Raw genomic sequence first — 14316 nt, 5'->3', positions numbered from 1 at the left:
CCCGGCCCGGGGACGGGCCCACTGACGAAGGACGGCACGTGGACGCCAGGCTGACAGAACTCATCGAGGACGTCGATGCACTGATCGACACGCTGGAGAAGGCGGCCGACCGCCAGTCGGAGGCCATCTCCCGCGTCGCCGAGACCCACCGCCACGGCGCCCGCAACCTCGTCCACTACCTGGAACTGCGGCGCCACGACATCCGCAAGATCCAGGGCGGACTGGCCGCCATCGGCGCCACCCGCCTGACCACCACCGAACCCGCCGTCCTGCCCCGGCTCCAGGCCGCCCGCAACGTCCTGTCCGCCTACGCCGGCGAGGACCTCAGATTCGCCGGCTCCGAGGTCAGCGACGCCTTCGCCCTCGCCGACGACATCCTCGAGGACCACGCCGACCTCCTCTTCGGGCACTCCTCCGAGGACACCCACTCCCGCATCATGGTCACCCTGCCCACCGAGGCCGGCGACGACCTCGACCTCGTCCGCGGCTTCGTCGAGGCCGGCATGGAACTGGCCCGCATCAACTGCGCCCACGACGGGCCCGAGGTGTGGACCCGGATGATCGACCACGTCCACACCGCCGCCGAGGAGGCCGGCCGGGAGGTCAAGGTAGCCATGGATCTTGCCGGCCCGAAGGTGCGCACCGGGGCCATCGCGCCGGGCCCCGAGGTCGGCCGCGCCCGCGTCACCCGCCTGGAGACCGGGCACGTCCTCACGCCCGCCAAGCTGTGGCTCACCCCGGTCGGCGCGGAGGTCCCGCCCATCCCCGAGCTGCCCGGCCGCCCCACCCTGCCGCTGCAGGTCGACCCCGCCTGGCTGTCCCGCCTCGAGGTGGACTCGACCATCAACCTCCACGACAACCGCGACGCGAAGCGCCAGTTCACCGTCACCCGGGTCATCCCGGGAGAGGACGGTGCAGGGGTGCCCGCAGCCGTCCTCGCGGAGGGCCAGCGCAACGCCTACATCTCCAACTCCACCCTCCTCGAGCACGACTGGGAGAAGACCCGGGTCAGTGGGGTGCCCGCCACCGAGCAGAAGCTGCGCATGCACGTCGGCGACCACCTCATCCTCACCGACGACCAGGCACCCGCCGAACCCGCGCCGGGATGGACCCCGACGATCAGCTGCACCCTCCCCGAGGCGGTCGCCGCCATCGAGGTCGGCCAGCGGGTCCTCTTCGACGACGGGTCCATCGCCGCCACCGCCCTGGACAAGCAGGTCGACGCCGACGGCCACACCCGCATCACCCTGGAGGTGACCTACGCCAGCGGCAACGGCACCAACCTCGCCGCCTACAAGGGCATCAACCTCCCCGAGACCGACCTGCCGCTGCCGAGCCTGACGGACGAGGACATCGAGGCACTGCGCTTCGTGGCGGCGCACGCGGAGATCGCCAACGTCTCCTTCATCCGTAACGCCGCGGACGTCGCGTTCCTCCTGGACACCCTCGAGCAGATCGCCGGCGAATCCGAGGACCCGGAGCGGGTGCGCGGGCTCGGCCTGGTGCTCAAGATCGAGACCATCCCCGCCTACGAGAACCTCGCCCAGGTCCTGCTCGAGGGCATGCGCCACGCCAACCTGGGCATCATGATCGCCCGCGGTGACCTCGCCGTCGAACTCGGCTTCGAGCGGATGGCCGAGGTCCCGCGCCTGATCGCCCAGATGGCGGAGGCCGCGCACGTGCCCACCATCACCGCCACCCAGGTCCTGGAGAATCTGGCCAAGTCGGGCCTGCCGTCGCGGGCGGAGATCACCGACGCCGGCTACGCCCTGCGCAGTGAGGCGGTCATGCTCAACAAGGGCCCGCACATCACCGACGCGATCCGCATCCTGGAGACCCTGTCCAAGAAGCTGGGGCGGTCCCAGCGGAAGAACCGCCAGCTGCTGCGCCGTATCGGCAGCTGGGTTCCCCAGGAAGCGGTCTCGGAATGAGGATCGTCGCCCACCGCGGGTACTCCGCCCGCTACCCCGAGCTGACCCGCCGCGCCTTCGAGGCGGCGCTCGACCTGCCGATCCACGGCGTCGAATGCGACGTCCGCCTGACCCTCGACGGCGAGGTGGTGGTCATCCACGACCCCGTCATCGACCGCGTCGCCGACGGCCGGGGCCGCGTGTCCACGCATACCCTGCCCCGCCTGCGGGACTACAACTTCGGCACCGCCGACGACCCGCAGGAGGTGCTCACCCTCGGCGACCTGCTCGACATGGTCACCGAGCACGACGACAAGCACATCTACATCGAGACCAAGCACCCCATGCGCTACGGCCGCATCCTCGAGGAGCAGGTCATCCGCTGCCTCCAGCACCGGGGTCTGGCCGATGACCCCCGGATCCACGTCATGTCCTTCGCGGCCTCCGCCATCGTCCGCATGCATCACCTGGCTCCGCAGATCGACCGCATCCACCTGCGGCGCAAGATCGAACGCTGGCTCAACCCCGTGGACACCCACCCCGGCAGCCCCACCGGCCTGGGGCTCTCCCTCGCCCGCGCCCACCGTAACCCCGGCCTCATCGGGCGTTACGACGTCCCGACGTACATGTGGACCGTCAACGAACCCGCCGACATGCGCTGGGCCCGCGATGCGGGTGTGGACATCATCGCCACCGACGAGCCCGAACTGGCACTGAGCGTCCTCGGCACCGGGTGAGCCGGTATCTTGGACGCCATGGCCAAGAAGAACAAGAAGAACAATGAGGTTCTGCCCGAGGGCATGAGCCGCCGGCAGGCCAAGCTTGCCGCCCGTGCCGCCGAGCGCGCCGCCCTGGACCGCGATCCCCGCCCCTACGGCGGCCTCGCCGCCGAGGCGGACCTGGTGGCGCTGCAGGAGTTCGTGCCCTCGGCCGTCGCGAAGCTGGACATCACCGGCGTCGACCGTGACGTCTACGTCGCCACCGTCCTCCCCGGTGGCGGCCCGGCGATGGTGCGTGACAACGGCGACGCCTTCGTGGCCCTGCAGACCCAGTCCCGCAGCCACAACCCCGGCCGCGACCTGGCCTACGCCCTCGCCTGGGTCAAGGACGCCGCCCCCGGCTCCACCCTCGACTCCGCCGTCGCCGACGGCAGCGAGCCCAAGCTCACCGACCTCATCGCCGCCGACGCGGAGCTGGAGATCACCGAACACCAGGACTTCAACTGGTGGTTCCCGGAGGGCAGCACCCTCGACGCCATGACCGCGCAGGCCCTGCAGACCGCCAACGACGCCGTCGTGGAGTCCCACCGCGTCGACGCCGACGTCCCCGGCGCCGTGTGGTGGGTCGACCCGGGCAGTGGCAAGGCCCACATCCGCTGGGTCCGCACCGACGACAACGAGGACGCCCTGCTCAACGCCCTGGCCCGCATCGCCGCCCGCGGTGAGCTCAACCTCGGCGAGGACACGAAGTTCGCCGGTGTGTTCCGCACCCACGGCATCCTCGTCCCCGTCTTCGACCTCGACCCGACCGTCACCAGCGGCGAGTACGACGATGAACTCGCCCGCCTGGACAAGGCCATCGCCGCCGAACTGGACAACGACGCCCAGCTCAGCGCCGACGAGCGCAAGCAGCTGCAGAACATCAAGTCCCGTCAGGTGACCATCCGGTAGGCGTCACGGCGACGCCGAAGAAAGGGGAGTGCGCATCCGCGCACTCCCCTTCACTGTTTCCCGTCTACTTCATCGAGTCCCACAGCGCCTGCGTGCCGGCCTCGTCCCACAGGACGACGTTGCCCACGGCGTAGTCGGCGAATCCGGCGACAGGCACGGTCTCGGTCTCCACACCGGAGCGCATGGCCAGGGCGACGCGGGCCAGGTGCCACACGTGGTCGCCGTCGCCGACGGTGAAGGACCGGGCGGTGCTGGTGACCAGTGGAACGATCCGGACCGGGTTGAGGAGGGTGGAGGCGTTGGTCATCGTGTCGATGAGCGCGGCGAAGAACTCCCGCTGCCGGTCCACCCGGTCGAGATCGCCCATCGGGGTGGCGCGGGTGCGCACGTATCCCAGGGCGGTCGGGCCGTCCATCTCCTGACAGCCCGCCTGGATGTTGAGGTTGGCCAGGGGATCGTCGATGGGGTACTCGGGGCACAGTTCGACCCCGCCGACGGAGTCGACGACATTGGCCAGTCCACCCATGCCGATCTCGGCGTAGTGGTCGATGTGCAGGCCGGTGGCCTGTTCGACGGTGGCGGTCAGTAGCGTCGGCCCGCCGTAGGTGAAGGCGGAGTTGATCTTGTCCTCCCCGTAACCGGGGATGGTGACGTAGCTGTCCCGCGGCAGGGAGACGAGGCGCGCCTGGCCACCGGTGGGGATGTGCAGCAGCATGATCGTGTCGGTGCGGCCGACGCCGATGTCACCGCCTGTGCCCAGGCGGTCGACGTCCTCGTCGGAAAGCCCCTGCCGGGAGTCCGAGCCGACGAGCAGCCAGTTGGTGCCGCGGGTGTCGGCCACCTGCTGGGACGGGGTGGATTCGACGCGGTTGAGCTGGGCGTCGGCCCACAGCGTCACCGCGAGGGTGAGCACGAGAACGATGGCGACGACCCAGCCGAACGCGCCGAGGCACCCGGGGGCGCGGAAGCGTCGGCCACCTCCGGAATGTCCGGCGGCGCCGGCGGCGGTGCGACGGCTGATCCGTCGCGGTACCTCGACCGGCTGCTGCGGCTGCGGGGGGAAGCGGACGACGCTCGGGAACCGGCTGGCGGGGCGGGACGTACTGCCGGGGGCGTTCACCGGGGCGTTCACCGGGCCGGCCGGACGGTGCCTGGCGGGGCATGTCGTAGCGGGTCTGATCGGCCCGGGGCGGCACAGCGCGAGGTGCCTCCACCCGCGGGCGCTCCGACCACGTCGGCTCCTGCCGGCGGGGCCGACGCTGCGGGGTGCGGCAGGGATCCTCCTGCCGCGGCGGAGTGGGGCGACGGCGGACGGGGCGCCCGTAGCGGTCGACGAGTGGCTTGCCGTCGCGGCCCCGGACGATGTCGTCGGGCAGGGGCCGCTGTCGGTCATGGCGCCGCTCGCGATCAGTCATGCGTCATAGCGTAGCCACCCACACCCGTCACAGGCGACACACCCGCACACCTCACAGGCCCAGCACAGACAGGTCACCGCCGAGGGCGGAGTAACCGACGAAGGCGACGGCGTCGATGAGGAAGTGGGCGATGACCAGCGGCCACACCCGTCCCGTGCGCCAGTAGAACCAGCCGTAGACTACGCCCATGATGATGTTGCCGAAGCCCGCCGAGATCCCCTGGTAGAGGTGGTAGCTACCGCGCAGCACGCTGGAGGCGGCCAGGGCCGCGGGCAGTCCCCAGCCGAGCTGGCGGAGGCGGGTGAGCAGGTACATCACCACGACGATCTCCTCGCCGAAGGCGTTGGCCGCCGACCACAGCAGCAGCACGGGGATCTCGGAACCGGGGTGTTCGAGCGTGGTGGGGATGACCTCGCGGGACAGGCCGAGGTGCACGGCGGCGGCGTAAAGGGCGAGGCCGGGCAGCCCGATGACCGCGGCGAGGACGGCGCCCCAGCCGAGATCGCGCCACGTCGGGGCGAGCAGCCGGATGCCGTCGCCGGCGAGGAGGAACAGGGCGAGGCCGCCGTAGGCGAGCAGCACACCGGCCGAGCACAACTGCAGTCCGAGGTCGAGCCACAGGCTGTGCGACTGCGTCGTGCTGAGTGCGACCTGCTGCTCGTTGAGCGGGACCGGGTCGATGAGGGCATCGGCCAGACGCAGCAGTGCCCGGATCCCGGAGATGCCGAAGGTGACGGCGAGGACGAGCAGGATCTCGGCCCGTGTGCGCCGCGTATCGACGCCGCCCCCGCTCACCGGTGCAGCTCCCCGGCGAGGTGGAGCAGGGCGGCGTCGTCAAGCGTCAGGGCGCCCAGGTGGACGCCCACCGGCGGGTGGCCGGGGACGGGCCAGGGCAGGGACACCGCGGCCCGGCCGGTGACGTTGAACAGGGAACCCCACGGGGACCAGCGGGTTTGTGCGAGGAAGTTCTCCTCCGGCGGCAGGGCGGCGAAGTGGCCGATCGGTGGCGGGTCGGTGGTGGTCATGGGGGTGAGCAGGGCGTCGACGCCCCAGTGGTCGGCGAGCATGGGTCCGAGCCGGTCGGCATGTTTCTCGGCGGCGACCAGCCGGTCGCGGGTGACGGCGCGGCCGTGGGCACGCAGCCAGCCGACGATGCCGTCGGCCGGGCCGGGCAGGCCGACGAGCTTGGCGGTGAAGATGGTGCGGAACGCGGCGAAGGTGTCCTCGCTGCCCGGGTAGGCGGAGACCTCCACCACCTCGTGGCCGGCCTCGCGCAGGCGGTCCGCGGCCCCGGCGACGGCGGTGAGCATGACCTCGTCGACGTCCGTGCCGAAGAACAACGGCTGCGTGAGCACGCCGACCCGACGCCGGCCGGGAGCGGGGTCGAGCTGATGGAGGAATGCGGTGTCGGCGAGCGAGGTGGTGAGAAAACCCTGCGCCGCGAGCCGCGGGGCGGACGGCTTGAATCCCACGATGCCGGTCGCGGCGGCGGGGACACGGATGGAGCCGCCGCCGTCGGAGGCGTGGGCGGCGGGCACCAGGCCCCGGGCGACGATGACGGCCGCCCCACCCGAGGATCCGGCCGGGGTGCGTCCGGGCCACAGCGGATTGTCGGGGACGGGCAGGCCGGGCGGCTCGGTGTAGATGGTCAGTCCGAGCTCCGCGGCGGCGGACTTGCCGGGGATGATCGCGCCCTGGTTGATGAGCTCCGCGGCGACGGTGTCGGTGGCGGCGGCGCGCCGGGTCCGCAGCGCCGACCCGAAGGTCGTGGGCATGCCCTCGACGTGGGTGAGGTCCTTGACCGGCAGGAGCAGCCCGTGGAGCCGACCCCGCTGCGGTGGCGGGACCCGGTCGGCGCGCTCGGCGGCGTCGTGGGCCCGCTCCAGGGCGAGGTGGCTGAAGCCGTGCTCGGCGGGACTGAGGCCGGCGAGCCGGTCGGCCAACGCCGCCACCTGGGAGACCGCGGTGACCTCGCCGGTGCGCAGGGCCGCCGCCAGGTCGGCGAGGCTGGTCTGCTGGTCGGCGGTCGTGGTCATGCGGACCAGAATACGACTGGATAGGCTGGCGGTCATGACTGAACCCAGTGGTGTGACGGTGGCCTACCTCGGGCCGGCCGGCACCTTCACCGAGGCGGCCCTGCTCAGGTTCGCCGACGCCGGGGCGTTCGGCGTCCCCGAGATCACCCAGCTGCCCGTCGCCTCCCCGCGTGAGGCGCTCGACGCCGTGCGGGACGGGCGGGCGCAGTTCGCGTGCGTGGCCATCGAGAACTCCGTCGACGGGGCCGTGACCTCCACCTTCGATGCGCTCGTCGACGGCGGCGGGGTGCAGATCTACCACGAGCTGGAGATCGAGATCGCCTTCTCCGTCATGGTCCGCCCCGGCACCGCGCTCGAGGACGTGCGCACCTTCGCCACCCACCCTGTCGCCCACCAGCAGGTGCGTCGCTGGCTGGCCGACCACCTCCCGGACGCCCGTTTCGTGCCCGCCTCCTCCAACGCCGCGGCCGCCGAGGCCGTCGCCGAGGGACGGGCCGACGCCGCCGCGGCCCCCGACCGGGCCGCCGCCCTCTTCGGCCTCGACGTCCTCGCCTCCGAGGTGGCGGACATGGCCGGGGCGCGCACCCGCTTCGTCGTCGTCGGCCCCACCGGGGTGCCCACCCCGCGCACCGGGCACGACAACACCACCGTGGTGTTCACCCTCCCCAACGAACCCGGCACCCTCGTCGGCGCGCTCACGGAGTTCTCCCTGCGTGGGGTGGACATGTCCCGGATCGAGTCCCGGCCCACCCGCCGGGAATTCGGCACGTACCACTTCTACGCCGACCTCGTCGGCCACATCGACGACGCCCCCCTGGCCGAGGCGCTACGCGCCCTGTGGCTGCGCGCGGAGGACATCTCCTACCTGGGATCCTGGCCCTCCGTGCGGGGGCAGGCGGATCCCCACGGGCTCGACGACAACCTGGAGAAACTCCAGCAGGCCACGGACTGGGTCATCGCGGCCCGGGAAGGAAAGGAACTCTAGATGGCGGGACGCCTCATTCTCCTCCGGCACGGACAGACCCACAGCAACGTCGCCCACAAGCTGGACACCCGGCCACCCGGTGCCGAGCTCACCGAGCTGGGCCGCCGGCAGGCCCGCGACGTCGGCGCCGAGCTCGCCGAGTACTGCGGCGCCGGCGGCGGCAGCGCCGGGCGTCTGACCATGGTCGGCTGCTCCATCGCACTGCGCGCCCAGCAGACTGCCCTGCTGGCCATGCGGTCCTTCGAGCAGACCGCCGCCCTGCCGGAGGAGTCCACCCGTATCTCCGTCCTGCCCGACATCCACGAGATCTTCGCCGGCGACCATGAACTCCTCGGCGACGAGGAGTCCCACAGCATCTACACCACCGGACTGCGCGGCTGGCTGTCCCGGGACGAGACCGCCTGTCTGCCGGGCGGGGAGACCCTCCCCGACCTGCTGGGCCGCTACCAGCCGGTGCTGGAGAACCTCGTGCTCGAGCACTTCGGGGAGGACGGGGACGGCGACGGCGACGTCCTCGTGGTCAGCCACGGGGCAGCGATCCGTACCATCGCCACGCATGCTGCCGACGTCGACCCGGACTTCGCCTTCGCCGGTTACCTGGGCAACTGCCGCTACATCGTCCTCGAACCGGGCGGCCGGCCCTTCGGCAAGTGGGATCTGCTCCGCTGGGCGGACCTGGATCACCAGATCTGAGCTTCCTTCACCCCCAGCCGAGGTGGTGGAGCTGGTCCTCCTCGATACCGAAGTAGTGCCCCACCTCGTGGAACACCGTCACCATGACCTCGTGGGCGAGTTGTTCCTCCGTGTCGCAGACGTCCTCGAGGGCGCCCTTGTAGATGGAGATGGTGTCCGGCAGGTACCCGGTGTGGTCGAAGGTGCGCTCGGTGAGAGCCACCCCCTCGTAGAGGCCGAGGATCTCCGGGTTGTCCTCGTTGCGGTCGCCGACGAGGACGACGACATTGCCCATGCGGCGGGCGAACTCCTCGGGGATGAGATCGAGGGCGTCGTTGACCATGTCATCGAAGACCTCGTCGCTGACGTGCACCATCGCCCGGCCGTCAGACCTGCGGGACGGTGGGTGGCAGCGCGCCGGGGTTCGGCGGGGCGACCGGGGGTTCGCGCAGCGGGTCCCGTGGCGGCTGCTCCGCCGGGGGTTGGCCGTCGATGGTGAAACCGTCCCGGCCGGCGGTGGCGGTGCCGTTGAGGACGGAGAAACCGCCATTCGAGTTCGCGTGCGTCAGTGCACAGTTGACGGAATGGGAACCGCCGATCCACGAGGCCTGCTCCAGCGCGGTCCAGTAGGGCTGCAAGGTGGACTGGTAGAGGTTCTCCTCGCCGTCGAGGTAGTCGATGGCGGCCTGGGTGCACACCTCGGCCAGGTGGGTGTCCTGGTCCGCGACCGACGGGGTGCCCTCAGGGAACACGGGGGCCAGGTCGACGGTGGCGGTGGCCTCGAGGTGGTGATCCTCGGCGCAGTCGACGGTGCGCAGGGCACGGGAACCGTCGACGAACAGGCACTCACCGGGCTCGGCGACCCGGGCCTGGTCCTGGTCGGCGGCGGCGCCGGTGGTGAGCTGAGGGACGCCGTCGGCGTCGGTGGACTGGATGCCGCACAGCATCGTCCGGTCGCCGTTCTCCCACGCGTCGGCCGACGGCAGGATGGGGGCGATGGAGTACCGGCCGACCGGGTCGAAGCGGCCGTCGAGGTAGCGCAGGGTGGGGGAGTGGCACAGCTCCTCGCGTAGCTGGGCCTGGCGCGTCAGGTCCGGCATGGGGGCGTCCTCGCCGAACTCGGAGGAGGGGTAGGTGGCGAGGTTCTCCCGGGCGGAGATCTCGAACCGGTGCTCGCCCTCGCAGGGGGCCTGCTCGAACTGGGTGACCTCACCGTCGGCGCCGATGTCCCAGGTCAGGCACGCCCCGACGTCCGCGCTGGTGAACGGTGCCGCCTCGCCAGTCTCCGGGTCGGTGCCGCCACCGCCCGGGCCGGTGGTCTGGGAACCGGAGGCGGAGGTCCCGCCGTCCTGACTGGTGGAGACAAAGTCATAGGCACCGATGGCCACGGACGCGGCGAGCGCGGCCACGAGGCCGGTGCGCACGGCGGCCGCTGAGCGGGTGGTCCTGTTCGTCATAGTCCCCCCATTGTGCCCCTCAATTGGCCGTCATACCAACGACCATGCCGATCAAGGGGCAGGTGTCAGCGGTCCAACGCCCGGGTGACGCGGGTGTTGAGGTGGTAGCGGTCGGTCCGGTACAGGGAGGAGCACCACTCGATGGGCAGGGACCCGGAGCGGGAGAACCGCACGATGTGCAGCAGGGCGGTGCCCACGGGGACGTCGAGAAGCGAGGCCTGACGCTCGTCGGCGGAGACCGCGGTGACCACCTGGTCCGCCTCCGTGATGGGCAGGTGGTAGGACATCTCCACGATGGAGTAGACGGAGTTGTAGACGTCATTCTCCAGCAGATCGGGCACGTGCGCGGCGTTGTACCAGCCGTCGTCGATGGAGTACGGCTCCCCGTCGCCCAGGCGCAGGCGCCGCAGGTGGGTGTGGAGCAGGTTGTCGGTGTCGGGGCCGAAGAACTCCGCCACCTCCGCCGGCGCAGGGGCCCGCCCGGAGAGCAGGATCTTCGACGACGCCGTCACCCCCTGTGCCGCCATCTCGGAGCTGAAGGAGGCCAGGTGCAGGCGGGAGACCAGCGGATTCGGGGCGACGAAGGTGCCCTTGCCGCGAGCGCGACGCAGCCGGCCGGTGGCCACGAGATCCCCGATCGCCCGGCGCACCGTGATGCGGGAGACGCCGTAGGTCTCCTCCAGAACACGTTCACCCGGGAGCAGGTCGCCGGGGTTGAGATCGGTGGTGCACATGTCCTCGAGGATCGCCCGGAGTTGGGCGTGCTTCGGGGTGGGGCCGTCGGTGATAGACCGGACGGGCAGCTCCGCGGAAGGGGTGGCGCTCGATCCTGTGACCATGCTGTCCATCATAACGCCTCTGGTTATTACCAGTAATCTGAACTGGGAAAACATGGGCGGGATCACGGTCCCGGGGCGCTGTGGCGCGGCCCGCGCGGGTGTGAGGGCTACGGCACGGATCGCGCTCACCGTGACCCCCACCGCAGCCACCGGGCCAGGGGGACATCACCACGTCCCGCGCGGTAGGCTCGACGGCGTGATTGATCTCAAATTCCTCCGCGAGAATCCCGATGCCGTCCGTGCCTCCCAGGTGACCCGGGGCGAGGACCCCGACCTGGTTGACCAGCTGCTGGCCGCCGACGAGACCCGCCGCGAGGCGATCCAGGCGGCGGACGCCCTGCGGTCGGAGCAGAAGGCCTTCGGCAAGAAGATCGGCCAGGCCGCACCGGAGGACCGCCCGGCGCTGCTCGAGGGCTCCAACGAGCTCAAGGCGAAGGTCAAGGAGGCCGAGGAGAGCCAGAAGAACGCCGAGGAGCAGGTCAACGCGCTGCAGATGCGTCTGTCCAACGTCGTCGAGGGCGCTCCGGCCGGAGGCGAGGACGATTTTGTCGTGCTCGAGCACGTCGGGGAGCCGACCTCCTTCGACTTCGAGCCGAAGGACCACCTGGAGCTGGGCACCTCGCTCGGGCTCATCGACATGGAGCGCGGCACGAAGGTCGGCGGCTCCCGCTTCTACTACCTCACCGGCGACGGCGCGTTCCTGCAGCTGGGCATGATGATGCTCGCCGCGCAGAAGGCCCGCGCCGCCGGCTTCCAGCTCATGATCCCGCCGGTGCTCGTGCGTCCGGAGATCATGGCGGGCACCGGTTTCCTCGGTGACCATGCGGAGGAGATCTACTACCTCGAGCGCGACGAGCTCTACCTCGTCGGCACCTCCGAGGTGGCTCTGGCCGGCTACCACAAGGACGAGATCATCGACCTGTCGAAAGGCCCGGTCAAGTACACCGGCTGGTCGTCGTGCTTCCGTCGGGAGGCCGGTTCCTACGGCAAGGACACCCGCGGCATCATCCGCGTCCACCAGTTCGACAAGCTGGAGATGTTCGTCTACTGCAAGCCGGAGGAGGCGGCAGCCCAGCACCAGGCCCTGCTCGACATGGAGCGAGACATGCTCTCCGCTGTCCAGGTGCCCTACCGCATCATCGACATCGCCGGCGGCGACCTCGGCCAGTCCGCGGCCCGCAAGTTCGACACCGAGGCGTGGGTGCCCACCCAGAACACCTACCGTGAGCTGACGTCGACCTCGAACTGCACAACCTTCCAGGGCCGCCGCCTGCAGACCCGCTACCGCGACGAGAACGGCAAGGCGCAGGTGGCGGCCACCCTCAACGGCACGCTGGCCACCACCCGCTGGCTCGTGGCCATCCTGGAGAACAACCAGCAGGCCGACGGTTCCGTCGTCGTCCCGGAGGCGCTGCGCCCGTTCGTGGGCAAGGACGTCCTCGAGCCCGTCCGTAAGTCCGGCAAATAGGAGCGTGGTCCCATGGCCATCACCAGCGGTTTTGATAAGCGAGAAGGATTCCACGTCCCCGCCGACCTGCCCGAGGTGCCGGATCACCCGACCGAGGCGGCGGAAAACCCCTACGGTCGGGTCATCATCCCCCTGGTCAAACGACTGTTGAAGGCGCAGGGTGTCCGCCTGACGGTCTTCGGGGCGGAGAACATCCCCACGGACGGTCCGGCCCTGCTGGCCATCAACCACACCGGCTACTACGACTTCATCTTCGGTGGCATCCCCGCCTACCTGCGGGGCCGGCGCCTGGTCCGGTTCATGGCGAAGAAGGAGATCTTCGACGCCCCCGTCGCCGGCCGGCTCATGCGCGCCATGAAGCACCTGCCGGTGGACCGGTCCGCGGGCGGTTCCTCCCTCCCGGTCGCCGTCGAGCGTCTGCAGGAGGGTCAGCTGGTGGGCATCTTCCCCGAGGCGACGATCTCCCGGGCCTTCGAGCTCAAGGAGTTCAAGAACGGTGCGGCCCGCATCGCCGACACCGCCGGCGCGCCGCTCATCCCCGTGGTCATCTGGGGTTCCCAGCGCATCTGGACCAAGGACAACGCGAAGAAGCTGGGGCGCAGCAACATCCCGGTGTTCATCCGGGTGGGCACCCCCGTCGACCCCTCCGGCGATCCGGACGAGGCCACTGACCGCCTCAAGACCGCCATGGGCGTCCTCCTCGACCAGGTCCGGCGCGACTACGACCGCGCGTACGGCCCGTTCCCGGCCGGTGCGTTCTGGCGTCCGGTGTCCCAGGGCGGCTCCGCCCCCACGCTTGCCGACGCCGCCGTGCTCGACGCCGAGGAGCGTGCGGCGCGGGCCGCGAAGAAGGAGGCGAAGGCCGCCGAGAAGCTGGACAAACGTGCCGACGCCGCACTCGGCAACGCCCGCACCTTCATCGACGGCGTGAAACAGAAGTTCCGGAAACAGTGATGCGACCGTGAACACCCCCAGGCTCATCGCCAGCGACGTCGACGGCACCCTGCTCACCCCGCAGGACCGGATCACCCCGCGGGTGCGTGACGCCATCGTCCGCGCCGTCGGCGAGGGCACCGAGGTGGCCCTGGCCACCGGCCGACCGCACCGCTGGATCTTCCCCGTCCTCGATCAGTTGCCCATCCGCCCGGTGTGCGTCACCGCCAACGGCGCCGTGCTCTACGACTCCGCCAATGACCGGGTCATCCGCTCCCACGTCCTCGACCCGGACACCATGGCCGAGATCCTCGAATCCGCCCGCGAGGCGTTCGCCCCCTTCGGCGGAATCTCCATCGGCTGCGAACGCGCCGGGGAATCGGCCTTCGACCCGGAGGAGGAGAGCTTCGTCGTCGACCCGAACTTCCTCCACACCTGGGAAGCCCAGGGTTTCGGCGTTCAGCCCGCCCACGAGGTCATCGCCGCCCCGGCGGTGAAACTGATACTCCGCAACGAGTCGATGACCGCGCCCGAGATGTACGAGGTGCTCTTCCCCTTCATCGACCCGGAGGTCGCCCACGTGACCTTCTCCATGAACGAGGGACTGCTCGAGGTCGCCGCCCCCGGCGTGACCAAGGCCCTCGGCGTGGCCACCCTCGCCGAGATGCACGGGGTGGACCAGGCGGATGTCGTCTGCGTCGGCGACATGCCCAACGACATCGAGATGCTCCAGTGGGCCGGCCTGGGCGTGGCCATGGGCAACGCCCGCCCCGAGGTCAAGGACGCCGCCGACCTGGTCACCGGCACCAACGAGGAATCCGGGGTGGCACAGCTGCTGGAACGTTGGTTCTAGGTGGTGAATCTGCCCAACAGGGAAGGGAAAATGGACCGTGAGCAGGGTGTACCCCCATCACCTCATCGGCGGGTCACC

General features: G+C 70.5%; 14 protein-coding genes. 8 read left to right on the top strand and 6 right to left on the bottom strand.

The genetic code is table 11. The features are described 5' to 3' along the window. Positions 1–38: 38 nt before the first annotated feature. The 3 genes from QP029_RS03345 to QP029_RS03335 are packed head-to-tail and all read left to right on the top strand — an operon-like array spanning position 39 to position 3580. Positions 39–1931 carry a pyruvate kinase gene (locus tag QP029_RS03345; protein ID WP_284875453.1) on the top strand — a complete coding sequence of 631 codons (1893 nt, stop codon included), beginning with the start codon at positions 39–41 and terminating at the stop codon, positions 1929–1931. Beyond that, positions 1928–2647: a glycerophosphodiester phosphodiesterase family protein gene (locus QP029_RS03340; RefSeq protein ID WP_284875452.1), complete on the top strand. Its 720-nt coding sequence runs from the start codon at positions 1928–1930 to the stop codon at positions 2645–2647. The genes QP029_RS03345 and QP029_RS03340 overlap by 4 nt, the downstream gene beginning before the upstream one ends. Before the next feature lie 18 nt (positions 2648–2665). Next, positions 2666–3580, top strand: a complete 915-nt coding sequence (locus QP029_RS03335; RefSeq protein ID WP_284875451.1) for a DUF5926 family protein — start codon at positions 2666–2668, stop codon at positions 3578–3580. A gap of 64 nt (positions 3581–3644) precedes the next feature. On the opposite strand, the gene QP029_RS03330 is transcribed toward QP029_RS03335, so the two are convergent. From QP029_RS03330 to QP029_RS03320, 3 genes are all read right to left on the bottom strand, one after another. Next, entirely contained in the window at positions 3645–4712 is a 1068-nt protein-coding gene (locus tag QP029_RS03330) for an LCP family protein (RefSeq protein WP_284875450.1), read from the bottom strand. Positions 4713–5046: 334 nt separating this feature from the next. Next, positions 5047–5790 carry a CPBP family intramembrane glutamic endopeptidase gene (locus tag QP029_RS03325; protein WP_284875449.1) on the bottom strand — a complete coding sequence of 248 codons (744 nt, stop codon included), beginning with the start codon at positions 5788–5790 and terminating at the stop codon, positions 5047–5049. Beyond that, positions 5787–7031 (bottom strand): amidase, encoded by a 1245-nt coding sequence (locus QP029_RS03320; RefSeq protein WP_284875448.1) that lies wholly within the window; start codon positions 7029–7031, stop codon positions 5787–5789. The genes QP029_RS03325 and QP029_RS03320 overlap by 4 nt, the downstream gene beginning before the upstream one ends. A gap of 34 nt (positions 7032–7065) precedes the next feature. Here QP029_RS03320 and pheA point away from each other — a divergent pair, with 34 nt between their 5' ends. Both pheA and QP029_RS03310 read left to right on the top strand, forming a co-directional pair. Further along, positions 7066–8016, top strand: coding sequence for a prephenate dehydratase (pheA, locus tag QP029_RS03315; protein ID WP_284875447.1), 951 nt, complete (start codon positions 7066–7068; stop codon positions 8014–8016). Beyond that, positions 8017–8709: a histidine phosphatase family protein gene (locus tag QP029_RS03310; protein ID WP_284875446.1), complete on the top strand. Its 693-nt coding sequence runs from the start codon at positions 8017–8019 to the stop codon at positions 8707–8709. It begins immediately after the preceding gene. Positions 8710–8716: 7 nt separating this feature from the next. Here the strand turns inward: QP029_RS03310 and QP029_RS03305 are convergent, their stop codons facing one another. From QP029_RS03305 to QP029_RS03295, 3 genes are all read right to left on the bottom strand, one after another. After that, on the bottom strand, positions 8717–9064 hold the full coding sequence (locus QP029_RS03305; RefSeq protein WP_284875445.1) for a metallopeptidase family protein: 348 nt from the start codon (positions 9062–9064) through the stop codon (positions 8717–8719). Between the two features lie 10 nt (positions 9065–9074). Beyond that, entirely contained in the window at positions 9075–10145 is a 1071-nt protein-coding gene (locus QP029_RS03300) for a septum formation family protein (protein ID WP_284875444.1), read from the bottom strand. Between the two features lie 65 nt (positions 10146–10210). Then, positions 10211–10984 carry a GntR family transcriptional regulator gene (locus QP029_RS03295; protein WP_284875443.1) on the bottom strand — a complete coding sequence of 258 codons (774 nt, stop codon included), beginning with the start codon at positions 10982–10984 and terminating at the stop codon, positions 10211–10213. 196 nt (positions 10985–11180) lie between these two features. Between QP029_RS03295 and serS the strand changes: the two genes are divergently transcribed. The 3 genes from serS to QP029_RS03280 are packed head-to-tail and all read left to right on the top strand — an operon-like array spanning position 11181 to position 14238. Then, positions 11181–12452: a serine--tRNA ligase gene (serS, locus tag QP029_RS03290; RefSeq protein WP_284875442.1), complete on the top strand. Its 1272-nt coding sequence runs from the start codon at positions 11181–11183 to the stop codon at positions 12450–12452. A 12-nt stretch (positions 12453–12464) separates the two neighbouring features. Further along, entirely contained in the window at positions 12465–13406 is a 942-nt protein-coding gene (locus QP029_RS03285; RefSeq protein WP_284875441.1) for a lysophospholipid acyltransferase family protein, read from the top strand. Positions 13407–13413: 7 nt separating this feature from the next. Next, entirely contained in the window at positions 13414–14238 is an 825-nt protein-coding gene (locus QP029_RS03280) for an HAD family hydrolase (protein ID WP_284875440.1), read from the top strand. Positions 14239–14316: the final 78 nt, after the last annotated feature.

Source organism: Corynebacterium suedekumii (assembly GCF_030252185.1).
Lineage (GTDB): Bacteria > Actinomycetota > Actinomycetes > Mycobacteriales > Mycobacteriaceae > Corynebacterium > Corynebacterium suedekumii.
Note: the sequence above shows the minus strand (reverse complement) of the source record. Positions and strands in the feature narration are given on the sequence as shown.